The 25108-nt window shown below is 42.8% G+C and carries 17 protein-coding genes and 3 pseudogenes; 12 read left to right on the top strand and 8 right to left on the bottom strand.

The features are described from left to right. Positions 1 to 91: 91 nt before the first annotated feature. Positions 92 to 373 (bottom strand): hypothetical protein, encoded by a 282-nt coding sequence (locus RRG12_RS37140; protein ID WP_420762653.1) that lies wholly within the window; start codon positions 371 to 373, stop codon positions 92 to 94. A gap of 17 nt (positions 374 to 390) precedes the next feature. Between RRG12_RS37140 and RRG12_RS37135 the strand changes: the two genes are divergently transcribed. From RRG12_RS37135 to RRG12_RS37105, 7 genes and pseudogenes are all read left to right on the top strand, one after another. After that, positions 391 to 633 (top strand): hypothetical protein, encoded by a 243-nt coding sequence (locus RRG12_RS37135; RefSeq protein WP_069074647.1) that lies wholly within the window; start codon positions 391 to 393, stop codon positions 631 to 633. Positions 634 to 802: 169 nt separating this feature from the next. Further along, positions 803 to 886 (top strand): annotated as a pseudogene (locus RRG12_RS37130) (type II toxin-antitoxin system RelE family toxin); the annotation flags it as partial. Between the two features lie 71 nt (positions 887 to 957). Further along, positions 958 to 1143 carry a hypothetical protein gene (locus tag RRG12_RS37125; protein ID WP_420762652.1) on the top strand — a complete coding sequence of 62 codons (186 nt, stop codon included), beginning with the start codon at positions 958 to 960 and terminating at the stop codon, positions 1141 to 1143. A gap of 374 nt (positions 1144 to 1517) precedes the next feature. Continuing rightward, on the top strand, positions 1518 to 3395 hold the full coding sequence (locus tag RRG12_RS37120) for an NAD(P)H-quinone oxidoreductase subunit F (RefSeq protein ID WP_420762651.1): 1878 nt from the start codon (positions 1518 to 1520) through the stop codon (positions 3393 to 3395). A 52-nt stretch (positions 3396 to 3447) separates the two neighbouring features. After that, positions 3448 to 4173 carry a carbonic anhydrase gene (locus RRG12_RS37115; RefSeq protein WP_069074651.1) on the top strand — a complete coding sequence of 242 codons (726 nt, stop codon included), beginning with the start codon at positions 3448 to 3450 and terminating at the stop codon, positions 4171 to 4173. Positions 4174 to 4453: 280 nt separating this feature from the next. Continuing rightward, complete coding sequence (locus RRG12_RS37110; RefSeq protein ID WP_420762650.1) at positions 4454 to 5950, top strand: NADH-quinone oxidoreductase subunit M; 1497 nt, start codon at positions 4454 to 4456, stop codon at positions 5948 to 5950. Between the two features lie 134 nt (positions 5951 to 6084). Continuing rightward, positions 6085 to 7392, top strand: a complete 1308-nt coding sequence (locus tag RRG12_RS37105) for a CO2 hydration protein (RefSeq protein ID WP_420762649.1) — start codon at positions 6085 to 6087, stop codon at positions 7390 to 7392. Positions 7393 to 7617: 225 nt separating this feature from the next. Here RRG12_RS37105 and RRG12_RS37100 read toward each other — a convergent pair. From RRG12_RS37100 to RRG12_RS37085, 4 genes and pseudogenes are all read right to left on the bottom strand, one after another. Then, positions 7618 to 8567, bottom strand: a pseudogene (locus RRG12_RS37100) (tetratricopeptide repeat protein). Between the two features lie 273 nt (positions 8568 to 8840). After that, a complete protein-coding gene (petJ, locus tag RRG12_RS37095) occupies positions 8841 to 9176 on the bottom strand; it encodes a cytochrome c6 PetJ (RefSeq protein ID WP_420762654.1) in 336 nt (111 codons plus the stop codon). A gap of 485 nt (positions 9177 to 9661) precedes the next feature. After that, entirely contained in the window at positions 9662 to 10156 is a 495-nt protein-coding gene (locus tag RRG12_RS37090) for a GNAT family N-acetyltransferase (RefSeq protein ID WP_420762648.1), read from the bottom strand. Between the two features lie 163 nt (positions 10157 to 10319). After that, complete coding sequence (locus RRG12_RS37085; RefSeq protein WP_069074656.1) at positions 10320 to 11495, bottom strand: RpoD/SigA family RNA polymerase sigma factor; 1176 nt, start codon at positions 11493 to 11495, stop codon at positions 10320 to 10322. Positions 11496 to 12487: 992 nt separating this feature from the next. On the opposite strand from RRG12_RS37085, the pseudogene priA reads away from it, so the two are divergent. After that, positions 12488 to 15102 (top strand): annotated as a pseudogene (priA, locus tag RRG12_RS37080) (primosomal protein N'). Here priA and RRG12_RS37075 read toward each other — a convergent pair. Together RRG12_RS37075 and RRG12_RS37070 are read right to left on the bottom strand one after the other, a co-directional pair. Then, positions 15103 to 16563, bottom strand: a complete 1461-nt coding sequence (locus RRG12_RS37075) for an ATP-binding protein (protein ID WP_420760837.1) — start codon at positions 16561 to 16563, stop codon at positions 15103 to 15105. Further along, positions 16560 to 17243 (bottom strand): response regulator transcription factor, encoded by a 684-nt coding sequence (locus tag RRG12_RS37070; RefSeq protein ID WP_420760863.1) that lies wholly within the window; start codon positions 17241 to 17243, stop codon positions 16560 to 16562. Before RRG12_RS37070 ends, RRG12_RS37075 begins: the two co-directional genes overlap by 4 nt. A gap of 150 nt (positions 17244 to 17393) precedes the next feature. Here RRG12_RS37070 and RRG12_RS37065 point away from each other — a divergent pair, with 150 nt between their 5' ends. The 3 genes from RRG12_RS37065 (at position 17394) to RRG12_RS37055 (ending at position 21365) form a co-directional block, all read left to right on the top strand. Continuing rightward, positions 17394 to 17663, top strand: coding sequence for a hypothetical protein (locus RRG12_RS37065; RefSeq protein ID WP_069074086.1), 270 nt, complete (start codon positions 17394 to 17396; stop codon positions 17661 to 17663). A gap of 145 nt (positions 17664 to 17808) precedes the next feature. Further along, positions 17809 to 18462 (top strand): hypothetical protein, encoded by a 654-nt coding sequence (locus RRG12_RS37060; protein WP_420760838.1) that lies wholly within the window; start codon positions 17809 to 17811, stop codon positions 18460 to 18462. 320 nt (positions 18463 to 18782) lie between these two features. Beyond that, positions 18783 to 21365 carry a GAF domain-containing protein gene (locus tag RRG12_RS37055; protein ID WP_420760839.1) on the top strand — a complete coding sequence of 861 codons (2583 nt, stop codon included), beginning with the start codon at positions 18783 to 18785 and terminating at the stop codon, positions 21363 to 21365. Positions 21366 to 21689: 324 nt separating this feature from the next. On the opposite strand, the gene purN is transcribed toward RRG12_RS37055, so the two are convergent. Then, positions 21690 to 22352 carry a phosphoribosylglycinamide formyltransferase gene (gene purN / locus RRG12_RS37050; RefSeq protein WP_420760840.1) on the bottom strand — a complete coding sequence of 221 codons (663 nt, stop codon included), beginning with the start codon at positions 22350 to 22352 and terminating at the stop codon, positions 21690 to 21692. 564 nt (positions 22353 to 22916) lie between these two features. On the opposite strand from purN, the gene RRG12_RS37045 reads away from it, so the two are divergent. Beyond that, positions 22917 to 25108: caspase, EACC1-associated type (locus tag RRG12_RS37045; protein WP_420762647.1), on the top strand; the 2192-nt coding region annotated here is incomplete at its 3' end.

Below are 25108 nucleotides of genomic sequence, written 5' to 3'. Positions count from 1 at the left end.
ACGCGAAACCGCACGTCCGCCAGGGATTGTAAATCCCTGTCTCATAGCTAAAGTCCTCTGAAGAGGACTTCATAGCGCAAAAATTTTCAGTCTACTTCAGTAGACTTGAGCAATTAGTCAGGGATTTACAATCCCTGGCGGGTGAACAACACCCAATCAGTACGCTATTTTTGGCAAAAGTAGACACCAGTGGCTTTTCGGCCCATCCCACAAAACTAGCAAAATCATCCCGAAAATATGCAACGCCAAAATTAATTGCTATTCTTACAGGTGCAATTTCGGTGATTTTAGCGATCGCCAATTCTAGGGCGATATCTGACGACAAGCTGCCCTTAACATATAAAGGAGGGAGTAAATCGACGGTAAAAAACATTAGCTATAGAAATAACTATGGAATCAAAACAAGATGACATTACTATTCTTCAGGAAGCTGAGAAGCGTTTACGGCGACTGTCTCCAGAAAGGCTGCGGATAGTGAGTGATTTTCTAGCTGATCTAGAAGAAAGAGAAGAAAATGAGGCGACAACGGAACTTTTGAATGTCCCTGGTTTTGAGCAAGCTTTGCGTGAAGCTATGCAGGAAGCTGAGGCTGGGGAAGTAGTGTCATTTGACAGTATTCGTCGTCATGTATGAATTGGTATTGACTCGCAAAGCACAGAAGTTTTATCAAGAACGTAGATGCATCACTAGCCCAACGACTAAACCGTTGCTTTGACCAACTGCAACAGAATGCTTACGAACATCCAAACATCAAAGGCTCAAAGGTGATTTCGCAGGTCTTTTTCGCTATCGAGTTGGTGTCTGGCGAGTTGTTTATAAAGTGGATGAAGAACAGCAACTAATTACTATTTTACTGATAGCCCATCGGAGCGATGTATATCGGTAAGTGTGTGGTGTGTCTAAACTATTAATGTGGATATAGGCACTGCACAATAACTTGCATTACAGGAAATACTGATGGAACGTTCAAAATTAATTGCCATTCTTACAGGTGCGATTTCGGTGATTTTAGCGATCGCTTACCTCATCGTAGTCCAACTGCTAGACTACCGGGACATGAAACCTGCCCCCATCAGCCAATTTGACCAAGCGCCTGCAATTATTTCTGTTGTTTGGCAGATTGACAAAATTACTGAAGTGTAAATTGCATTTAGCTGACTTGTAGAGAAAGACGCAACTGATTGCGTCTTTTGTCATTTATGTCAATGAGTAAAAATTCATAATGACTATTGATGAAACCAACAGTTAATTCATAGATAAAAAGCAATACCTATTATTCATTACTCAAATAGTTGATTATATAAGTTTTATTTAGAGGAATTATCTCAGATTTGTTTAGATAAAGTAATTCCATTTTGTCAAATATAACGGTAAGCTGTTTCTAACAAAATTAAATAAAGATAAATTTGTCTTATCTGCCTAGGGGTAGCTCATCGTAGACATCGCTGGGTTAACAGGGATCAACGCTAGTTGATTCCAAACCCCAACTTTTTGATACAAATTTAGAGGTTAAGTTGATGGCTCAGTTTCTACTTGAGACTGTTTGGCTAGTTCCTTGCTATGCCTTAATAGGTGGCTTGTTAGCCGTGCCTTGGTCGCCGGGGATCATTCGGAAAACGGGGCCAAGACCGGCGGGTTATCTAAACTTGGTGATGACATTTTTGGCGTTTGTGCATAGTGCGATCGCCTTACAAGCAACTTGGAATTATCCAGCCCAAGAAGTATTTATACCTTGGTTATCTACAGCTGGTTTAGACCTCACTATTGCTTTGGAAATATCCTCAGTTAGTGTTGGCGCTTTAGTTGTGATTACTGGGTTGAATTTGCTGGCGCAAATTTATGCCATCGGCTACATGGAAATGGATTGGGGTTGGGGACGCTTCTATTCCTTATTAGGATTATTTGAAGCGGGACTATGTGCCCTTGTTCTGTGTAATAATTTGTTCTTCAGCTATGTAATTTTGGAAGTCCTCACACTGGGAACCTACCTACTAGTCGGCTTATGGTTTAGCCAGCCGTTAGTAGTTTCAGGTGCTAGAGATGCTTTCTTAACCAAGCGGGTGGGAGATTTATTCTTGCTGATGGGCGTGTTGGCATTATGGCCCCTCGCCGGAACTTGGAGTTATCCAGAACTAGCCCAGTGGGCGGCTACTGCTAATGTCAATCCAACAACAATCACACTGGTAGGTTTAGCCTTAATTGCTGGGCCGATGGGTAAGTGTGCCCAGTTCCCCCTGCATTTATGGTTAGATGAGGCAATGGAAGGCCCAGTTCCTAGTACGATTTTGCGGAACTCGGTAGTAGTTGCTAGTGGTGCATGGGTGCTGATTAAACTGCAACCTGTGTTAACTATCTCGCCCATAGTTTCCTCAGCGATGGTGGGAATTGGGGTAGTGACAGCGGTGGGTGCTTCGTTAATTGCGATCGCTCAAATTGATCTTAAACGCTGCCAATCCTATTCTGTCAGTGCATACATGGGTTTAGTGTTCATCGCTGTGGGAACGCAACAATACGAAGCGGCGCTATTGTTGGTACTCACCCATGCTATATCGGCGGCCCTGTTGGTGATGAGTACTGGGGGAATTATCTGGAATAGCATCACCCAAGATGTCACCCAATTAGGCGGATTGTGGACACGTCGCCCGATTTCTGCGATCGCTTTTATCGTCGGGACTTTGGGATTAATTGGCTTTCCACCACTGGGTAGCTTTTGGGCGTTGATGGAACTAGCAGATGGATTGTGGGAAACACAACCTTGGTTAGTGGGAGTAATAATCGCGGTAAATGCTTTAACAGCCGTGAGTTTAACCAGAGAATTTGGTTTACTTTTTGGTGGTAAAGCTACACAAATGAGTCAGCGATCGCCTGAAGCACACTGGCCAATGGTTCTGCCAATGATGATTTTACTTGGTGTCAGTCTACATCTTCCTTTAGTGTTGCAAAGCTTATCACTTTTACCCAATTGGGCAACTGTAAATAAAGATGTCGCACTACTTTTAATTTGGTCGAGTATTTTCGGTTGCAGTATCACTGGAGTGATTTATTTAGGCAATATTCCTAAACCGATTCGCCTCCCTTGGCAAGGCTTGCAGGATTTGTTTGCATACGACTTTTACACTCCCAAACTCTATAAAATGACCATTATTTTTGGAGTTGCCAAAATTTCTCAACTTGCCGATATGATTGACCGCTTTGTAGTCGATGGCATCGTTAATTTCGTTGGTTTATTTTCGCTATTGGGTGGTGAAGGTCTTAAATACAGCACCTCTGGTCAAACCCAGTTTTATGCCTTAACCGTTCTTTTAGGAGTAGGTTTTTTAGGAATGTGGGTAGCTTGGCCATTTTGGGGAATACAGTTTTTAAATTTGATTTCCCAAATCTCGACACTTGGATAGTCAAGCACCTTTTTATTACAAGCAGCCAGTTTAATATTTTGAGGAGAATACCATGAGTAGACTAAATTCCAAATTCAATCTTTCCAGAAGAAGTTTATTCAAGTTTGGTGCAGGTGCGATCGGTACAGGTGTAATGACAGCCGGACTTAGCTCAAACTTACTTGCAGCCGAAACAAAAGTCCCAGTAGCGCCAGCAAAAGATGATATTACCCCCGATAAGGCATTGCAAGAATTATTAGATGGGAATGAAAGATTTGTTAAAGCAAAACGTCGCAATCCCAACCAAAATCAATCACGTTTAGTCGAAGTTGCCAAAGGTCAAAAGCCTTTTGCTTCTATTCTAGGCTGTGCAGATTCACGAGTGCCTTCAGAGATTGTTTTTGACCAAGGGCTTGGAGATATATTTGTCTGCCGTATAGCTGGTAATATTGCCACAACACAGCAAATTGGTAGCTTAGAATTTGGCAGCTTAGTATTAGGTACTAAAGTCATCATGGTCATGGGACATGAAAGATGTGGTGCAGTAGATGCCGCAATTAAAGGTGCTCAAGTTCCAGGGCAAATTGGAAGTTTACTTGACGCAATTAAACCAAGCGTAGAAAAATCAAAAGAAGAATCAGGAGATAAGTTAGAAAATGCTTGTAAAGCAAATATTTTGGCGCAAGTTGAAAAATTGAAATCATCGCCAGTTTTATCTGAGTTAATCAAGGCAGAAAAGCTGAAAGTAGTTGGTGGCTATTACGATTTAGATACTGGCAAAATCAGTCTAGTTAGTTAGATTTTTTGTGAGAATTCAGCACCCAGAAGTCAGAAGTCAGAATTTAAAAGGAATGCAGGATGAATTAGTACATTTATGTATCAAATTTTCTCCTAATTCTTTTAAAGATTCTGAATTATGTTATGAATAGCGGGGCGTTTAGCCCATTCTGACTCCTGAATTCTTACGATTTTTTAAATCTCGTTTCCAGGTGGAACCTGGAAATGTACTTCATTGATCTGCTAGCGCGAATTCAGAGACATTTATAACAATTACCAATTTTCTAAAATCCCAAATTGCCATGTTAAGTGTTTTGATTTGGCTGCCAATTTTAGCTGCTGCTCTCATAGCAATATTACCTGTAAGCTTCCCTAAACATCGCATTCGTTTAACAGGATTAATTTTTTCTGGGATAGTTCTTTTTTGGAACCTTTTTATTCTGCTAAAATTTGATATTAGCAATCCAGCGATGCAATTTAAAGAGTATTTGCCCTGGAATGAAACTCTGGGATTAAGCTATCAATTAGGTGTCGATGGGCTTTCTATATTAATGTTGGTGTTAAATAGCCTGCTCACCTGGATTGCTATTTACAGCAGTAGTAAAGAAACTGAGCGTCCCCGGCTGTTTTACTCCATGATTTTATTAGTTAGTGGAGGAGTTGCAGGCGCTTTTCTAGCAGAGAATTTACTATTGTTCTTCCTATTCTACGAGCTAGAATTAATCCCCTTCTACTTACTAATTTCCATTTGGGGAGGGGCAAAACGGGGTTATGCTGGGATGAAATTCCTGATTTATACTGCTGTTTCAGGGGCATTAATTCTGGCGACCTTCTTGGGTATGGTGTGGCTGAGTGGTTCTACCAATTTTGCTTTTGATGCAGTCTCTACAGAAAACCTGTCAACAGCAAAGCAAATCCTTTTACTAGCAGGAATAGTATTAGGTTTTGGGATTAAAATTCCCTTAATTCCCTTTCATACTTGGCTACCCGATGCTTACGTTGAAGCTTCAGCACCAATTGCGATTCTTCTTGGTGGCGTGTTAGCAAAGCTGGGAACCTATGGACTGCTACGATTTGGTTTGGGTATGTTTCCCCACGCTTGGAGCATTATTGCACCGACTTTAGCAATTTGGGGAGCAATCAGCGCTATCTATGGAGCAGTAATTGCGATCGCTCAAACAGATATCAAGCGCATGGTAGCATACAGTTCCGTCGGTCACATGGGCTATATTTTGTTAGCTGGTGCTGCTAGTACTCCCTTAGCACTCGTTGGTGCAGTCGCCCAAATGTTCAGCCACGGTATCATCCTAGCCATTCTCTTCCACTTGGTAGGAGTTGTAGAAGCCAAAGTTGGTACACGCGAGTTAGATAAACTCAACGGTTTAATGAGTCCCATACGCGGTTTACCTCTAATTAGCGCCTTATTAGTTTTAAGCGGGATGGCTAGCGCAGGTATTCCTGGTTTAACAGGATTTATCGCGGAATTTATTGTCTTTCAAGGTAGTTTCTCTGCTTTCCCCATTCCAACAATTTTGTGTATAGTGGCTAGTGGATTAACCGCAGTTTATTTTCTCATCCTCCTCAACCGCACCTGTTTTGGCAGACTAGATAACTTAGCCTACTATCCTAAAGTCCTTTGGTCTGAGAAAATACCAGCTTTAATTTTGGCAGCTTTTATCATCTTTTTAGGAGTACAACCCACTTGGTTAGTCCGTTGGAGTGAATCTACAACGACAACAATGGTGGCTGCAATTCCCTCCTTAGAAAAAACCGTAATCTCTGAAGTAGCCCTGAAATAGGAAATCCATCAAAACACTTGTAGAGACGGCGATTTATCGCGTCTCAAAACCTATCCCCCCAGACACAATTTATCGCGGATCAAAACCTATCTCACAGACGCGATAAATCGCGTCTCTACAAATTTACAATTACCATGACAGCAATTAAAACAGCAATTAAATTACCTCCTTCAAAACATGAATTTTCTGAAGTAATTCACCGCTTAGAAGCAGGCGGTGCAATGTTACCCGATACCCCAGAAAATTTGATGCAAATCATCGGTTTATACAAAGCTTATGCTGTGCCGATGGATTTTTACTGGCGTGACCTACTTTATATTGCCGAACGCGAATTTTTAAACCCGCTTCCCTTCTTTAAATACTTTTTACCCAAAGAGTATTTAGAACTGCATAATCATTATGCTGGTGATGATGCCGATTTACGAATTTGGCGCGGTGAAGCTACTGCACATCCAGAACTTTTAGCATTTATTGAAAAGGGTGAAACCTTCAAAATGCCAAAGTTGTTGCATCACTTGTTCCACGATCGCATTAACATGGAATTTGCTGAAGCTTGTATGCGGGCGATGTTGTGGCACAGAGGGATGGGTGGACAATTTGACCCTTACCTAGATTCCGAAGAATACAAAGCCAACGCTGACAGAGCAATTAAAGCTTACTTCCAAGGGAACCCCGTCATGCTGGGACTTTACAAACTGTTCCCCGATATGTTTTTGGAACAGTGTCGCCAGATGTCATACTACGCTAATCTGGGCTTATTCTGGGAAATCATGGCCCCAGTATTCTTTGAAATGTCCGACCGCTATGACGAAGGTACCATTAGCAGCGTCCCAGAGGCGATGAGTTTCTTAGTTAATGGTATATTTGCGATCGCAGGTCGTCCCATTTACCATCATGTTTATATTCGTGGTGAATGCTACGAAATTGTTCCGAAATCCAAGGGTTTCATGTGGCTATATGAAGCCGCATTACCTTATGTAGAAGCCGTTTTCTACCGCACCGCCCCCTTCCGCGGCACAAAATCTTATAATGCTCAAGCGCGTCAAGTACCAGCAGACCAAAAAGACTTTCACTATGGTATTCTTTACGCTGATGTATTCCCAGTGGGTACTGCCGGCATTCCCCCCACATTATTAATGCAAGATATGTTGCATTTTTTACCACCCTATCTTGTTGATTACTACAGCCAACATTGCCGGGGTGAAGAAGATATGTTGATTCAGTTGGGAGTTAGTTTTCAACGGTCAATGTACTGTGTTACTTCTGCGGTAATTCAAGCTTTGCGAACTGCACTTTTATATCCTTTAGATGACCAAAATCCTAAGCATTTACAAGCTAATCGAGACTTTTTTGAAATGCAGTTAAATCGCTTTACTCGACCAGAATATAACATTCGTGATGCTGCTCGTTTGGGGAGTATTCAGAGTCAAGATTATAGATGATATAGCAGGAGGCAGGAGGCAGGAGGTAAAAGTATTACTATTCCTAGCCTTGGGGTTTTCAAAATGTCCTAACCGTGGCTACGGCTATACATCCCCTAAATCCCCCTTAAAAAGGGGGACTTTTTTTTGGTTAGCAGTGGATTTACTCACCAGATGTGCTGATAGTGAACTTAACTGCCGAACAGATTTTTCAAGCTGGTGGATACCCTGTATAGCCTTGCAGTGCTAGAAAAGAGCGATTTCGGTTACAGACGAAATTTGTTGTCGCAGATTCTTCAGCAAATCTAGGGTTTTTTCGTAGGCAACTTTTTTTCCTTGATGCTCATAGTACTCAGATGCTTTTTGCAGATCAGCGATCGCAGCTAAATGATATCCTAAGCGATACTGGGCTACTCCCCGATTAACATAAGCCTGGGCATTACTGGGGTTAAGTCTGATGACTTGGGAAAAATCACGCACTGCACCAAAGTCATCTCCGTTTCGTCCGCAAGCACAAGCTCGGTTAAAGTACGCTCTATAATCGTTAGCATTGAGACGAATTGCTAGATTAAAGTCGAGCATAGCTGCTTGGGTATCTTGTAAGACAAAATGCGCTAAACCTCGGTCATTATAGATATCTGCAAGCAGTAAGCTAGTAATTCGGGGAATTTGAGTTAAAGCTAAATTAAAGTCAAGAATTGCCTTTGAGTCTTTCCCATCGCCAGCACGGGCTAGCCCTCGGTTGTAGTAAGCTCGAAAATCGTAGGGTTTAAGTGCGATCGCTCGATTATAATCAACGATAGCATCAGGATAATCCCCTTCTCTGTAGAATGCCAAACCCCGGTTCAGATAAGCCTCAGAGTTATCTGGTGCAAAATTTATGGCTTGAGTACAATCTGCGTAGACGCGAAGCGGCTTGTCGTAGACATCGCTTGATGGTAATCTTGTAGTTGGAGATAAGCAAGACAGCGATCGCTATAAGCCACAGCAAAATCTTTCTCTAGTTCAATCGCCTGCTTGAAATTCTTTATTGCTTCCTGATAATCACCACGCCGCATCTTATCTACACCCAACTCCAAGAAATCACCCGCTGTGATTTGGGTAATAAAAATGGGTGAAGAATGTGCAGGTAAAGTCAAAAAAGTGAGAGGGAAAGCAACAATTACACTAATCAATAATCGCCAAAAATTACTCATAATACCAAATTAGGATAGGTAATATTACTTGATATTTTTGGAACAATCTTTTTGCAAAGACTCGTAATCCAAAATTGGTATAAGCATCCTATTTGATAATTCCGGCAGTAGCAAAATTAGCGGGGCTTTTTGTCCCGCTAATTATTAATTCTTGAAGTTATACCAATTTGAAAAAAGAATGCGACAAATAGACCATTTGTAGAGACGCGATTCATCGCGTCTTTACCCAAGGATGTGTTGCAATCATTAATTTAATTGGTATTAGATTTTAGTCTACTTCCAGCCATTATCTGCTTGTGAAAGCACATAAGCAGCTACATCTTCAATTTGGTTAGGCTTCAAACGTTTGCCGAAGGCGGGCATGGCATTTTTACCTTTTGTAACCTGGGAAATGATTGCCTCTGCTGAGTACAAACCATTCTTTTCCAAAGCCTCCTTCTTCAAGTTTTTGTCAGCTTGAACCAGATTCTTACCTCCCGCGTGACAAGAGGCACAATTGGCACTAAATACTTTAGCTCCACTAGCAGCATCTCCTGCTAATGCTGGACTACTGAAGGCAAAGGTGAAGATTGCTATGCCTAACAGCATCACTGTAATCATTTTTTTCATTTCGTGTTCTCTCTGCAATAACGGCTTATTCGGTGCAATATCCTTCATAATTGTCAGTTGAGCCGCTGCTATAGTCAAACGACAAGCTGTCAAACTTCGCTTGAAAGTTTTTGGATTTTTAATCTTCGTGGTTTTAGATTTAGAGCTATTAGCACAGAGCAATATCGCGTAATTTCCTTATTTACAGAAGTATGAATTGATGCTGTTGAAGAAGAATTCAGAAGTCAGAATTCAGGAGTCAGAATCAAGACGCTTCTGCGTCGCTAACGCTTCTCTACGAGACGCAACGCGAACGCTATCAGTCGGGGATTCAGACCGGCGACTTTCTTGTTGACCACCAAATTTCCAATTTGGTGGGGGTGCAAAAACGCCGATTATTCAGACGCCAGTCGCACAAAATTCATTCTGAATTCTGACTCCTGACTCCTGAATTCTGTTTGATCAAAATTGTCCCGATTTATCCTTTATACTTCATCCTTTGTTTTTTATTTTACAGATCCTAACTGAGTAAGCGCATCTTCTGTAACGCGACAAATGCGCCAATCATCTAATATAGAAGCTCCCATACTACGGTAGAATGCTTGGGCTGATTCGTTCCAATCTAAGACACTCCACTCTAACCGCCCACAATCACGTTCTACAGCTATCTGAGCTACTTTAGTCAAGAGAGCTTTACCAATACCTTGCCTACGATATTCTGGTAAAACAAATAAATCTTCCAGATAAATTCCTGGCTTAGTCAAAAATGTTGAATAATTATGAAAAAATAGGGCAAAACCAATAGCTTGATCCCCAGATTCTGCTAAAATCGCCTCTACATATCTCCGTGAACCAAATAAATGCTCCTCAAGTGCCAGAGCATTGCCAGTGATAGCGTGAGATAATTTTTCATACTCAGCAAGACCTTCAATTAATTTAAACAGTACGCTGCAATCGTCTGCTTGGGCAAAACGCACAATTAAATTGCTACACGAAGTCATTAGTCTATAGTCCATAGTTGATAGTCCATAGTCTATAGGTAACTGTGCAATTTTTTTTAAGGAATGACTAAACGAAAGCCGAAAAAAGGTACAAAACGCCCAGTTTTTACGAATTGCGAAGCTAATTAGGTCAGGTATTGTATCTCTATCTTCATCAATGTAATTAAATTAACCAACCTTTTAAGCGTTTGGCTATGTGAGGACGTCGCAATTTTCGCATGGCTTTGCTTTGAATTTGACGCACCCGTTCACGAGAAAGATTGAACATATTGCCAACTTCTTCTAAGGTACAGGGTTCGCTGGTTGTCAAACCATAGCGCAGAGAAATCACATCTTTCTCCCGTGGAGTTAACACGTCACCCAAGACTTCCCAAATCTCCTGACGCATCATGTTTTCATTCATTTTTGCTTCTGGAGACAGGTTATCTTCATCTTCTAGCAAATCCATCAATTCCGTGTCTTCTTCTTTACCGACGCGGTGGTTAAGAGAAAGTGCTTGACGGCGTAGTTGTTGTAGCTGGCGTAGTTGCTGCACACTAATTTCCAAAGCTTCTGCCATTTCACCTTCGGTAGGATTACGACAGAGTTTTTGTTTGAGTTCTCGTTGTGCTTTTTTTAGCTTGTTAAGCTTTTCAACAATATGAATAGGTAGCCGAATTGTCCGCGCATCGTTAGCTATAGCCCTGGTAATCGCTTGTCTAATCCACCAATAGGCGTAAGTCGAAAACTTATATCCTTTATCGGGATCAAACTTTTCTGTAGCGCGATTTAAACCCATTGCTCCTTCCTGAATTAAATCCAGAAAAGGCACTCCCCGATTTAGATATCGTTTGGCAATAGATACTACTAATCTCAGGTTTGAGCGAATCATTTTGCGTTTCGCTACTCTACCCTGATATAAGCGACTTTCTAATTGCTTTTCCGTCATTTCTAGCTCGGAAGCTACTTCTAATTTGCTGGGTTCATGTTCCAGTTTTAACTGTAAAGCCGCTTGTATTTCTCTGAATTCTTCTAGAAACCTGACTCGTCGCGCTAACTCTACTTCTTCATCAGGTTTGAGGAGCGGATAACGCGCCATTTCCTTAAAAAACGCGCCGACAGCATCATCATGTTCGGTTTTATTGTATCCCGAAGGACGAGCTGCCGCCATTTCATCCCCCCCGTCGCGCTCCTCTGATTCTAGATTTTCGACTACAATTGGAGATTCTTCATCTGCTACTGCATTTAAACTATCAAGTGATGGTTCTTCGATATCAGCAGCATTCTCCAATATTTCCATTTTTCCCAATTCAACAATATTCATAGTTTCCTTTAGGGATTGTTGCTTTGTTTGGTACATAATTTAGTTACAGCTACTCGTTTGAGGCTTGGTAGTTTTCCCTAATGGACAATGCACCCGTTTATATAGTGAAATATAGGCTGATGCTAATTTATCTAGAGAGATTAGGAAGCAGGAGGCAGAAGGCAGGAATAATCAACCTTTAAAAGTCCGGGACTTAAGCTGTGAATGCTTTGTATCTCGCAGCACTTTCCGCTTAATACAATTGTTCTTTTTAAACTGGGTTTTATACCCAGAGCTAAAGCTTTCATTGATAATTCTTTCCTTCTGCCTTATTCTCTATCCCTCCTGACTTCTCTGATAAAATTGGCATCTACCTAGCATCTATGGTTACGGTTCTGTACAACCTATAACGAAACTGGTCTTAGCACCCAACAAAACTTTGTTCTTAGGTTCCCAACAGATATATTCTTCATTTTTTTCCGAATTATCAAATATGTCAAACCCCCTCAAACTTTCTCAACCTTAACAAACATAAAAATCTCAGTTAACCATCCAATTTTCTTAAACTTTCATATATTTTTCTAAATATTTTTAATGTCTTTGGCGTTGGAAGTCACTGGATAAAACAAAAACCTGGTATTAGTGTTATGCATTCCCGATTTCAAGTTACTCAAATGATACAAATTACAATAATGGCAGCTTAATTTCGGGATGTTCTTATTTGTATAAAAGCATCTCATAAGCAGAAAGGGTTGAATATCTATCGATAGGCGGAAAAAGGCTACTCCCTATTTAGTAGATGAGTAACTGTTGCAGCAAGAGCCGGCATGTTTTTATTTGTATAGTGGGTACCAAATATTTATTGCATGTCTAGTTGATACGAATTTGTCTAGTAGATTACATAAGAGGAAACTTATCAAGTATTATGAAGGATAACAGTATTGAGAAATACCATTTAAATTTAAGAAAGCAAAAAATTAGAGTTGACTTAGCTAGGTTAATTTAGACCAGGGACGTGAGGAAAATATCTAACTATAAAGTCAGAAACTATGTATATTAAAGACGTAAATTTATCTCCTTTAGTGGTATCTGAACCTAGAGAATCATACCAGCCAGATGCAACTCTTAATCGATGGGTTGAAGTACTGGTAGACTGTCCAGGAAGTACAGGACTATTTACTTATCGATTGCCAGCCCAGTTAGAAATCAAACCAGGGGATATTTTAAGCGTGCCGTTTGGGGCACAACAATTAGGAGCGATCGCGATTCGGTTACTGACACAACCAAATGTCGATTTACCACCAGAAAAAATCCGGGAAGTAGAAGATATAGTTAGCGTTGGGTTTTTCCCAAGTGCTTATTGGGAATTACTCAATCGAGTAGCTGCATATTACTATACGCCGTTGATTCAAGTAATCCGGGTTGCCCTACCACCAGGGTTGCTGGGGCGATCGCAGCGGCGCATCCGCGTTGTGAGAGGCGAGGGGGGAGGGGGTAGGGAACAGGGGGCAGGGAACAGGGGACAGGGAACAGGGGGGAGTAGTTATTTACTAGGATCTCCTAATCCTTTGGCTTTTCTGACTCCAACTGCGCGGCAAGTTTGGGAGCTTTTGCAAGGGCAGGCGGCTGGGGACTATAGTTTTGTCTACCTCCAACAAAAAGTCAAATCAGCTTATCGGGGAATTCGGGAGTTATTGCGATTTGGTTTAGTGGAAAGTTACTTAGAACCGCCACGACTGACTCGACCAAAGTTGCAAAAAGCAGTTACGCTCACAGGTACAATTGATCGAGATTTAACCACTCGCCAACGAGAGATTTTAGAAGTGCTGCGGCGGCGTGGTGGGGAGTTGTGGCTAAATGAATTCTTACAGATTTGTAAAACAACTACTCCTACCCTGAAAGGGCTGGAGGAAAAAGGCTACATCGTCATCGAAGAACGAGAAGTATTGCGAACAGAACAGGGGCCAGCTTTAGTAGGCGATAGTGCTAAATCCTTAACTACTGCCCAAGCTAGCGCCTTAGAAACAATTCAGACATTAAATGGATTTGCTCAAGTTTTATTGCATGGGGTGACAGGTTCAGGAAAAACCGAAGTATATTTGCAAGCGATCGCACCTCTCCTCAACCAAGGCAAATCTGCCCTGGTTTTAGTCCCAGAAATTGGACTTACACCCCAGCTAACCGATCGTTTTCGCGCCCGTTTTGGTAATAAAGTCAGCGTTTATCACAGCGCCCTCTCCGACGGTGAACGTTACGACACTTGGCGACAAATGCTTGCTGGAGAACCCCAAGTTGTGATTGGTACTCGTAGCGCCGTTTTCGCCCCTTTGCCAAACTTGGGTTTAATTATTTTAGATGAAGAACACGACAGCAGCTTTAAACAAGATTCGCCCATACCCACCTACCACGCCCGCACCGTCGCCCAATGGCGAGCCGAATTAGAAAATTGCCCCTTGGTGTTGGGTTCTGCTACGCCTTCGTTGGAGAGTTGGGGGAGGCAGGGGGCAGGGGGCAGGGGGCAGAGGGAGAATTCGTAACTCCTAACTCCTCACTCATTACTCATTACTCATTACTCAGCACTCATTACTTAAGTTTGCCTGAGCGCGTCAACTCCCGCCCTTTACCGCCGGTGGAAATAGTTGATATGCGGCAAGAATTGCAGCAGGGAAATCGTTCTATATTTAGTAGATCGCTGCAAGCAGCTTTGCAAGAGTTGCAAGAAAGAAAACAACAGGGGATTTTATTTATTCATCGCCGGGGACACAGTACTTTTGTATCTTGCCGCAGTTGTGGATATGTGTTGGAATGTCCGCACTGTGATGTGTCGCTGGCGTACCACCACACCGAAGAAAAAGCGCCGGAATTATTGCGTTGCCATTACTGTAACTATGCGCGATCGCATCCTAAATTCTGCCCCGATTGTAGTTCCCCTTACCTGAAATTTTTCGGTAGCGGTACTCAGCGAGTCACCCAGGAACTAGCGCGACAATTCCCAGAGTTGCGCTTGATTCGTTTTGATAGCGATACCACCCGCAACAAAGGCTCACACCGGACTCTACTCACCAAGTTTGCCAACGGCGAAGCGGATTTATTAGTTGGTACGCAAATGCTTACCAAAGGTTTGGATTTACCACAGGTGACACTTGTGGGCGTTGTCGCCGCCGATGGATTGCTAAATTTATCAGATTATCGCGCCAGTGAACGAGCATTTCAAACCTTGACTCAAGTCGCTGGACGTGCTGGTAGAGGCGAAGATCCCGGTAGGGTGATTGTGCAGACTTATACTACAGAACATCAGGTAATTGCAGCAGTGCGATCGCACGATTATCAATCTTTTTCTCAAGCTGAGTTAGAACAACGCCAAGCACTCAATTATCCCCCTTATGGGCGGTTAATTTTGTTGCGGTTAAGTAGTCTCGACCCGATTCAAGTGCAAAATACGGCGCAAATTATTGCCACAGCCTTGAGTACAGAAGAAGAATTCGAGATATTAGGCCCAGCACCAGCGAGTATTTTACGGGTAGCGAATCGTTATCGCTGGCAAATATTGATTAAATTTGACCCCGATGCCTTACCAAAATTACCCGATTGGGAAGAAGTGCGATCGCTTTGTCCTTCGTCTGTGAGCTTAACTATTGATGTAGACCCGATTAATATTATGTAACTACATCGGTAAGGTGAGAGTGAACGCCGTTTGACCAGAAGGTGTTAAATCAAGGGTGAGATCGCCCCCATGTGCGCGGGCAATTTCACGGGCTAGGCTCAGTCCTAATCCAATTCCTTCTACCTTACGGTTACGTGAGGGATCACCGCGATAAAAACGGTCAAAAATGCGATCGCGATCGCTCAGTGGAATATCTTGGGATGCATTGGCAATAGTAACGTGGAGAGTTGTGGGAGTTTGATGAGTGCGAATCTTGATCCAGCCGTTGGCGAGATTGTATTTGATGGCATTACTGAACAGGTTTTGCAAAACTTGAATTAAAAGATCGCGATCGCCTTTTACCCGCAACCCATCAGTAAAGTCTGTTTGCACAGTCAACTGAGGAGCTAGCATTTCCACATCTTCTAGCATCTCCATCAGCAACTCAGACATATCCACCTCAACCAGATATAAGCTCATTTTTCCCGCATCTGCCAGAGATAGCAGCAAGAGTTTCCGCATAATTCCACTCAGGCGGCGCACTTCATCTAACAGATTACTTAAGCGCTGTTGCACTTCACTACCAGGATCAACCTGTTGCAGTGTTCGTTCTAGTTCACCTTGCAAAATAGTTAGTGGAGTTTTCAGTTCATGAGCAGCGTCGCCACTAAAGCGAGAAGCTTGGGTAAAACTGCGTTCCAAGCGTTCTAACATTTGATTAAACACCTGAATCAGTTCGATAAATTCAACATCAGTTGTGCCAATGGGAATTCTTTGATCTAGCCCTTTGACAGTCACCTGTTGAATGACGCCCGTTAATTGATGGATGGGACGTAAAGCGCTACCAGAAACCAACCATGCTCCCACTGCAACCAGCAGAAGCGCTCCCGGAATTGAAACCAGGAAGATATTGCGAATAGTAGCCATTTCTTGATCGACGGCTTGCAGACTGACAGCAATGGCAATCTGAACATTGGGAAATTTAGTTGCCCCAATTCGCCAAGCTGTTGTTTCCGTCTGCTCAGTGACGAATTGAGGAGGACGTGGACGAATCAGGCGTGGCGGCTCGAAGGATGGATTTGTAATGGGGGGAAAAGGTGGTGGTTCTCTAGGAGGAGGTGGTGGTAGAGGTATTGACTGAAGACGTTGAACCAGCAGAGGATTCACCTTGAGATCGGCAGGTAGAGAATTAGATTCGTAAAGTATGTTGCCGTTTGCGTCAAGCACTAGCAGAGCGATGGGAGTTTTTATATTTGTTCCACCGCCAAAGGCATAAGGTAACGAGTCTGCGTAAAGTTGCCATCGTTCGCGATCGGGTGAACGAGTTGCTCGCATCAAATGATTTAATAGTTCTGCATCTAGGCGGCTAATCTTGGCATTGTAAATCTGAAACCAGGAAACTGCACCAAATCCGACTAATGTGCTACCAGCTAAAGCCGCAGACAACAAAGCAATGCGAAGTCGAAAGGAAGGAAGTTTCATGAGGAAGAATCTGGCTTGCGAAATCGGTATCCAACCCCTCGAATGCTTTCAATCCAGACTACTTCATTAATGGGGTCAATCTTTTTACGAATTCGCTGGATACAAACATCCACGACATTGGTGTTGGGGTTAAAGTCGTAGCCCCAAACGTGTTCCAAGATTTGGGTACGAGTAAAAACACGTCCGGGAGAGCGCATGAGATATTCTAGAAGATTAAACTCGCGGCTGGTGAGTTCTATCGCCTGGCGATCGCAAGTGACTTCTCTGGTGATGCGATCGAGTTTGATAGGGCCAACGCAAAGCAGATTTTGGCGATCGCTTCCACTCCGGCGCACAACAGCATGAATTCGAGCCGCTAATTCTTCCACAAAAAACGGTTTAGCAATGTAATCATCGGCTCCTAAATTCAGCCCTTCCAAGCGATCGTCTAGTTCATTCCGAGCCGTCAACAAAATCACCGGAGTATTCCGACCTTGCCGCCGCAATAGTTTTAAAATTGATAGTCCATCCTTTCCCGGCATCATAATGTCGAGTACGATCGCATCATATTCGTTATCTAATGCCCGCAGATATCCTTCATCACCATTATCGCAGTAGTCTACGACAAATCCCTGCTCCTTCAGTCCAGCCCGGACAAAGTTAGCAATTTTCGCTTCATCTTCCACAAATAGAACATTCACAAGCATTTATTAATTCATATATTCTTCCATTCTAAATTCATTATTTTTTTGTTCAAATTACAAAACTGTCATTTAGAAAATAGGGAAGCTGTAATTTTGAGGTGGCTCAATTAGAAATATGAACACCCTACCTTTTGAAGGTTGATTTTTATGAATATTCGTCGAATCTTAGCCCTAGCAACAATTCCTTTTGTGATTGGTACATTTGGTTTCATTGCACCCAATCAGGCAAATGCCGCTAATCCCTCTCATCGGAACGTACAGATTTCACAACAGCCTAACAGACCACAAATATCTGATAAAAAACCAAAAGTTAGACATTCTAAACCCCGTCCCAATCAGAAAAAACGTTCTCCTCAACATCCCCAACCGCATAATCAGGGCGCAGTTCAAAACCGGGTAGGACAGAATAATCGTTAATTGAAGCACCCTTAAACTTTGCCTTGCCCTCAGCCGTGATATTGCCAGAGGATTCCTTCCTCAAATTACAAAACTGTAATTCAAAAAGAGGGCAGGCTGTAATTTTGAGAAGACTTAATTAAAAATATAAACCTTTGGAGATTTAATGATGAATATTCGTCGAGTATTAGTGGTGACAGCGATTCCTGTTTTGGTTGGCACATTTGGTTTTATTTCACTCAATCAAGCAAATGCTGCTAATCAATCCCATAAAATTGCACAGGCGCAACTACCACCCAACCAACCATCGGACAAACAGCCGCGTCCACCCAGACCTGATTTTGCAGCCGCAGCAGCCAAGTTAGGAGTTACAGAAGCACAATTAAAAGCTGCGTTAGGAGTTCCTGCCAATCCTCCAAATCCAGGCGATCGCAATCAACGCCCACCCAGACCTGATTTTGCAGCCGCAGCAGCCAAGTTAGGAGTTACAGAAGCACAGTTAAAAGCTGCGTTAGGAGTTCCTGCCAATCCTCCAAATCCAGGCGATCGCAATCAACGTCCACCCAAACCCGATTTTGCAGCCGCAGCGGCAAAGTTAGGAGTTACAGAAGCACAGTTCAAGGCTGCGTTAGGAGTTCCTGCCAATCCTCCAAATCCAGGCGATCGCAATCAACGTCCACCCAAACCCGATTTTGCAGCCGCAGCCGCAAAACTTGGTGTCACTGAACAACAATTAATCGATGCACTAGGCGTTCCACCTCATCCTCCTGGCGATCGCGGAGCCTCTCATCACGAAAATCGTCCTAATCAACCAGAATAACTGAACATTATGTAGACATTTGTAGAGACGCGATGAATCGCGTCTTTTTTGATTCATTTGGCTGTCTTGCCAAAAATCGCAACACCTAATGAGAAAATAAGATATTCCAACAAAGCGATCGCAATTTGATTTTTACCAAGCCCATTAATCAGACCTGATTTTTTGAGTTCAAAGAGAAAAAAAGCCTTATTGGGTACAAAGTAGAAGGTTAGTGCTTTAAAATACTCCCGAAAGCCAGTCTTTATTGAATAAGTTTTGTGTAGAATTTGTTGGTGAGGTTACTTACCTGATTTTCAATTGCAACAATCCAGGTTTAATTTATGAATCAGTCTTTTTCTCAAAGCCAAGCAAGACGAAATCGTAAACAAAGACTGTGGCAGCAAAAGTGGAGTTTAAAGACAAAAGCAATAGTTTGGGCACTAAGCATCAGTGTCCTTCCTGTGGTTGCAATTGGAACAGTTACTTACTACTACGGCATTAATTTAATTACCAAACAAATTCCGCAAGTAAGACTTGAGAGTGCAAAAAGTTCAACCGAAACAGAACTTGCTCTACAGAGACAATTATCACTCCTGTTAACTGGTATGGGAGTAACAGCAATTTTGGCAGGTGCGATCGCTGTTTTGGTGACGAATCGAGTTATAAGTCGAGTCAGCAAGGCAGCAACAATCTCTAACAATATCAAAACGAAGCTACGTCCAGACAGTGACTTTACTGAAGTTTTCATCGCTAACCAAGATGAACTAGTGATGTTAGAGAGAAACATCACCTTATTTACAGACTTGCTTTCGGTTTTAGTACAAGAGAAAGAAGCCGAAGCTGATTACTCCCAGCTATTGATACAAATTACCCGCTGGATTCGAGAATCATTTAATGAAGAAGATGTTCTCAAAACTACCTCAGAAGAAATTCGCAGAGCTTTAAGCATTGATCGTGTCACCATTTTTTGCTTCAACTCCAACTGTAATGGAACCTTTATCACTGAATCCGTAGCACCTGGCTTACCGAAAATCTTAGGGGTTACAGTCTCTAATCCAGGATTAGAGGTAGGGTATGTAGAAAAATACCAGAATGGTAGCATCCGTGCTATTGATGACATCCATAAAGCCGATCTCAGTGATAGTGATATTGAATTGCTGGAACAATTTGCAGTTAAATCTCATTTAGTAGCACCCATTCTTAAAGGCAAACAGCTATTTGGTTTATTGATTGCACATCAGTGTTCTAGACTTCGCTTTTGGCAGCAGTCTGAAATTGATTTGTTCGCTCAGATAGCCATGCAAGTAGGATTTGCCCTTGACTACACCAAGCTTCTAAAACAGGTAGATACCAAGGCAGATAAAGCTCAGTTATTCATAGAAATTACCCGCAGCATTCGCCAATCCCTCAACGAAGAGGATGTCCTCAAAACTACTGTGGAAGAGGTTCGTAAAGTATTGAGTACTGATCGAGTGCTGGTTTATAGCCTTAACACTGATTTGTCTGGAATTATCATTGCCGAATCAGTGGTTCCAGGTTATCCCAAAGTTTTGCGGTCTGAAATCCAAGACCAATGTTTTGGTCAGGGTTATGTAGAAAAGTATCAATCTGGTCGCGTTGTCGCCACAAACAATATTTATGAGTCCGGTTTGGCTGATTGTCATATTAGCCTACTCGAATCCTTTGCTGTCAAAGCAAATTTGGTCGCCCCTATTCTCAAAGATGAACAGCTATTTGGCTTGTTAATTGCCCATCAGTGTTCTAGACCCCGTGATTGGCAACAGCCTGAGATTGATTTATTTGCCCAGATAGCAATGCAAGTAGGATTTGCTCTTGACCACGCCAGGTTGATGCAACGAATTGAGGCTGAAGGTGTGCAAAGTCGGTTGCTGGCAGATACTATCGGCAGCATTCGCCAATCGCTCAATGAAGAGGATGTCCTCAAAATCACCGTAGACGAGGTTCGTAAGGTACTGAGTACTGACCGAGTGATGATTTATAGCTTTAATGCTAATTGGTCTGGAACTGTGATTGCCGAATCAGTTGTTCTCACCTACCCAAAAGTTTTGCGAGCTGAAATCCAAGACCCATGTTTTGGTCAAGGCTATGTAGAAGAGTATCAGTCTGGTCGTGTTCTTGCAATCAACAACATTTATGAAGCCGGTTTAGCTGATTGTCACATTAGCTTACTCGAATCCTTTGCTGTCAAAGCAAATTTAGTAGCCCCCATTCTTAAAGATGAGCAGCTATTTGGCTTATTAATTGCACATCAGTGTTCCAGACCTCGTGATTGGCAACAATCCGAGATTGATTTATTTGGTCAAATAGCCATGCAAGTGGGATTTGCTCTGAATCATGCCAGACTCCTGCAAAGAATCGAAGCCGAAAGGATGCGAAGTCAGTTGCTAGTGGATATTATCCGCAAGATTCGCCAATCACTTAACGAAGAAGATATCATCAAAACCACTGTGGAAGAGGTTCGCAAAGCACTAAGTACTGACCGAGTGCTGGTTTATAGTTTTTACGCTAATTGGTTCGGAATTATCATTGCCGAATCAGTGGTTTCAGGTTATCCCAAAGTTTTGCGGTCTAAAATCCACGATCCCTGTTTTACTCAAGGCTATGTAGAAAAGTACCAGTCTGGTCGCGTGGTCGCAATCAACAACATTTATGAGTCTGATTTGGCTGATTGTCACATTAATTTACTCGAATCCTTTGCTGTCAAAGCAAATTTAGTAGCACCCATTATCAAAGATGAGCAGCTATTTGGCTTATTAATTGCACATCAGTGTTCTGAACCCCGTGATTGGCAACAGCCTGAGATTGATTTATTTGCCCAGATAGCGATGCAAGTAGGATTTACTCTCGATCATGCTAGGCTCCTACAAGCGTATCAAGCTGCCGAAGCTAACTCTGATGAATAGAATAGCTATTGCAACCCGCAGATCCCCGACTTTTACGAAGTTGGGGATATTTTTCTCACGAATGAGCAAGTATAGCAGGAGGCAGAAGGCAGGAGGCAGGAGGCAGGAGGTAAAAGTATTACTATTCCTAGCCTTGGGGTTTTCAAAATGTCCTAGCCTATGTGGCTACGGCTATAATAACAAACTACAATACTTGTCGGGTTTTGGGGAAAAGGTTAAAGGGGAAAGAAAAAACCTTTAACCTTTACCCTTTAACCTTTTCCCAAACCCAATTCCGAGTTCAAAATGCTTTACCCAAGCAGTATTGTAACAAACTATGTATTTTCACGTTAAACTTAGTGTCACTTTTGACGAAGAAGCTGCTAGAGCGATCGCTAGCGGCAAAATTCGATGTTCCTGAATTTGAATCCTGGCGTGGAGTGTTTCTGCTGTATCATCGGGCAATACTGGTACTGCGGCTTGCATCAATATTGGGCCACTGTCCATTTCTAAACAAGCTATGTGCGCTGTACAACCAGTGATTTTTACCCCAGATGCCAAGGCTTGTTCTACAGCATGGATTCCCTTGAAACTAGGCAACAAACTAGGATGGATATTAATAATTTTGTCAGGAAAGGCATCCATGAAAACTGACGTTAATAATCGCATCCAACCAGCCAAAATCACCCATTCCACATCGTAGCGCCGCAATGTCTGCACAATTTTCTGATCAAATTCTTCTCGGCTTTGATAGTTGCGGTGATTTAATAAAACAGCTTCTACACCTCTATTAGCTGCTCTGACAGCTGCTTTCGCCGAGGGGTTATTGTAAATTAAAACTTGAATTTGGGCATTTAGCTGTCCATCTTGGATAGCTTGAGCAACTACATCAAAATTGCTGCCATTCCCAGAAGCCATAATTCCCAATTTTAAAGGGGCGACTTGTTGGCATACATCGCTAATGCTAGGAGAAACCAAGCTAAGGGTTGAATCAGGGCGGAGGGTCATAACAGCTAAGAGGGAAAATTATAGATGCCAAAAAAATATACTAAATCGTGGTTGGATAATGATACAGTAGCCGCCTAGATTTTTATGACATAAATAGGTAGAATTTGATTCTTTGATGAAGCTAGAGAGACGCGATAAATCGCCGTCTCTACAGGAAAATTATCTGTAAATTAGTTCTTGACAGACTACTAGTACCGCACGGCGTAAATAAGCCACCCATCTTAAACGTCTGAAACCTTTGCAAACAATTAATTACGAATTACGAATTACGAATTCCGCCTTGCGGTACTAGTCCGGTTGATAAAGATGATATTCTAAAGCTTGGTATAAGAGGATGTTTGAAAAGTCATGATTGATGTATCAAATATTTTTTTACCCCTCCCTAACCCTCCCCTTAGAAAGGGGAGGGAACTAGATTTTCCGGTTTCCCCCCTTTCTAAGGGGGGATTAAGGGGGGTAAGAATGCAATTAAAATCACAGCCAACGACTTTTCAAACAACCTCTAAGGGAAACAACACAGAGATTAAAGCCGCATCGAATTTGATCGCAGCATAGGTGAGTTAAATGGCAAAGGTAGCGTTGCTGATTGGGGTCAGTGAGTATGAACCAGGGCTGAACCCTTTGCCCAGTGCAGTTAGAGATGTGGAAGCAGTGTACGATGTACTGCTGCATCCAGAGATGGGCGGATTTGCTGCGTCAGATATTACCCTGCTAAAAAATCCTGAGCGACAAGTTGTAGAAATTGCGATCGAAACGCTGTTTTCCGGTCGGCACAAGGATGATTTGCTGCTGCTGTACTTTTCAGGACACGGCATCAAAGACGATCGCGGTAGGCTGTATCTGGCGACTCGCAACACCAGTAAGACGAAGCAGGGCGAATTGATTCGCTCAACGTCGGTGTCTGCCAATTTTATTCACGATCGCATGAGCGAAAGCCGTTCCCGGCGGCAGGTCGTAATCCTAGATAGCTGCTTTAGTGGCGCGTTTGCTGAGGGGATGTCTGCTAAAGATGACGGCATGATTGACATCCGGGAGCAGTTAGGCGGTGAAGGACGAGCCGTATTGACTTCTTCTACTTCGACTCAATATTCCTTTGAGGAGGAGGGGCAAGATTTATCGATTTATACTCGTTTTTTGATTGAAGGTATCAAGTCGGGAGAAGCCGATCGCGATCGCGATGAGTTTATATCCATCGATGAACTCCATGAATACGCCAGTCAGAAGGTGCGAGAACTTCAACCTGCGATGAAGCCGGAAATCTATGCAATTCGAGAAGGTTTTAAAATTCGACTGGCAAAGGTAGCTCCTGGTGATCCTAGACAGCGATACCGTAAAGAGGTAGCGAGATTTATTCATCGAGGCGAAATTTCCCTTGTTGGTCGTCGGACATTAGATTATCAGAGGACTCGCTTGGGATTGGAGACAACTGAGGCGAAGGCGATCGAAGATGAGGTATTAGAACCGTATCGCAACGAGTTCCGCGAAAAACTCCAGCAGTATCAGCAGGTATTCACTGAACTACTGGAGCGAGATGAGAGAATTACTGATAGCGATCGCCACGATCTGCAAAATCTCCAACAAATTTTGGGGCTGCGGAATGAGGACACGATGCCGATTGAGGCACTGGTGACTGCACGGTTTAAGACACATCAGCAAAACCTGCAAACTTATCAGCAAGCCTTTACAACGGCACTGCGGCAGGAGTATCCTCTGAGTGCAGCAAGCCGCGATCGCTTACGGCAAACCCAGCAGCAATTAGAACTTGCCGATAGAGATATTGCGGCGATTGAATCTCAGATTACGGCTGAGGTAGAGGCATATCACCAGAAACTCCAAGATTACCAACGGCTGTTTTTTACTGCCACCCAGCAGGAATATCCCCTCAGCGAGGCAACCCGCAATAATTTACGTCAACAGCAGCAGCGCTTGGGATTGACAGATGTAGATGTTGCACCAATTGAAGCGCAAATCACAACACAGATTGAAAGCTATCATCAAAAACTCCAGCAGTACGAACAGGCGTTTGTGAAGGCGACGCAGCGCCAGCATTATCCAGATGAGGTGACGCAAAAGCAGTTACAAGAAACCTGGCAGACGTTGGGGTTGAATGAGGGAGATGTGAGAGCGATCGAGAGGCGGATTAATGCGGAGATTGAAACCCATCAAGCAAACTTGCGGCAATATGAGCAGGAGTTTACAGAGGCTATTCAGCAAGAATATCCGCTCAGTGCTTTCAAACGCTCTCAACTAACGCAACGTCATCAAGCGTTGAATCTGAGTGCTGAAGATGTGACTGCAATTGAAAATCCAATTGTTGCTGCGATCGAGGAACATCGGCAAAAGCTGCAACAGTATGAAGAGGTGTTTAGAGAGTCGATGCAGTTTGAATATCCTCTCAGTGACGTTACTCGTGAAGAACTTCAACGTTTTCAACGAATTTTAGAGCTAAACGATGCGGAAACAACTGCACTTGAAGCAATTATTATTCAACAATCTTCACAAGCAGAATACCGGAAACAGCAAGAGAGAATCAGACAGCAACAAGAGGCAGATAAACAACAACAACAAGAAGCTGTACGACTGAAGCAGCAGGAGGCAGAGAAACAACGGCAGCGAGAGGAAGCAGAATCTCGTCAAAAATTACAGCAGTATATTCAGCAGCCAAGCCGTACTCAACCAACTCAAGAGCGAATAAGCCGACAAAAGTTTTTGAAGTGGGCTGGTTTGGGAGGTGTAGGTTTAGTGACAGCAGTAGT

The sequence above is a fragment of the Nostoc sp. CALU 546 genome (assembly GCF_048836525.1).
Note: the sequence above shows the minus strand (reverse complement) of the source record. Positions and strands in the feature narration are given on the sequence as shown.

What these genes read in the sequence shown, in the direction of transcription:
- RRG12_RS37140 (WP_420762653.1), bottom strand. Translation starts at nt 373, where the DNA reads ATGTTTTTTACCGTCGATTTACTCCCTCCTTTATATGTTAAGGGCAGC.
- RRG12_RS37135 (WP_069074647.1), top strand. Translation starts at nt 391, where the DNA reads ATGGAATCAAAACAAGATGACATTACTATTCTTCAGGAAGCTGAGAAG.
- RRG12_RS37125 (WP_420762652.1), top strand. Translation starts at nt 958, where the DNA reads ATGGAACGTTCAAAATTAATTGCCATTCTTACAGGTGCGATTTCGGTG.
- RRG12_RS37120 (WP_420762651.1), top strand. Translation starts at nt 1,518, where the DNA reads ATGGCTCAGTTTCTACTTGAGACTGTTTGGCTAGTTCCTTGCTATGCC.
- RRG12_RS37115 (WP_069074651.1), top strand. Translation starts at nt 3,448, where the DNA reads ATGAGTAGACTAAATTCCAAATTCAATCTTTCCAGAAGAAGTTTATTC.
- RRG12_RS37110 (WP_420762650.1), top strand. Translation starts at nt 4,454, where the DNA reads ATGTTAAGTGTTTTGATTTGGCTGCCAATTTTAGCTGCTGCTCTCATA.
- RRG12_RS37105 (WP_420762649.1), top strand. Translation starts at nt 6,085, where the DNA reads ATGACAGCAATTAAAACAGCAATTAAATTACCTCCTTCAAAACATGAA.
- petJ (WP_420762654.1), bottom strand. Translation starts at nt 9,176, where the DNA reads ATGAAAAAAATGATTACAGTGATGCTGTTAGGCATAGCAATCTTCACC.
- RRG12_RS37090 (WP_420762648.1), bottom strand. Translation starts at nt 10,156, where the DNA reads ATGACTTCGTGTAGCAATTTAATTGTGCGTTTTGCCCAAGCAGACGAT.
- RRG12_RS37085 (WP_069074656.1), bottom strand. Translation starts at nt 11,495, where the DNA reads ATGTACCAAACAAAGCAACAATCCCTAAAGGAAACTATGAATATTGTT.
- RRG12_RS37075 (WP_420760837.1), bottom strand. Translation starts at nt 16,563, where the DNA reads ATGAAACTTCCTTCCTTTCGACTTCGCATTGCTTTGTTGTCTGCGGCT.
- RRG12_RS37065 (WP_069074086.1), top strand. Translation starts at nt 17,394, where the DNA reads ATGAATATTCGTCGAATCTTAGCCCTAGCAACAATTCCTTTTGTGATT.
- RRG12_RS37060 (WP_420760838.1), top strand. Translation starts at nt 17,809, where the DNA reads ATGATGAATATTCGTCGAGTATTAGTGGTGACAGCGATTCCTGTTTTG.
- RRG12_RS37055 (WP_420760839.1), top strand. Translation starts at nt 18,783, where the DNA reads ATGAATCAGTCTTTTTCTCAAAGCCAAGCAAGACGAAATCGTAAACAA.
- purN (WP_420760840.1), bottom strand. Translation starts at nt 22,352, where the DNA reads ATGACCCTCCGCCCTGATTCAACCCTTAGCTTGGTTTCTCCTAGCATT.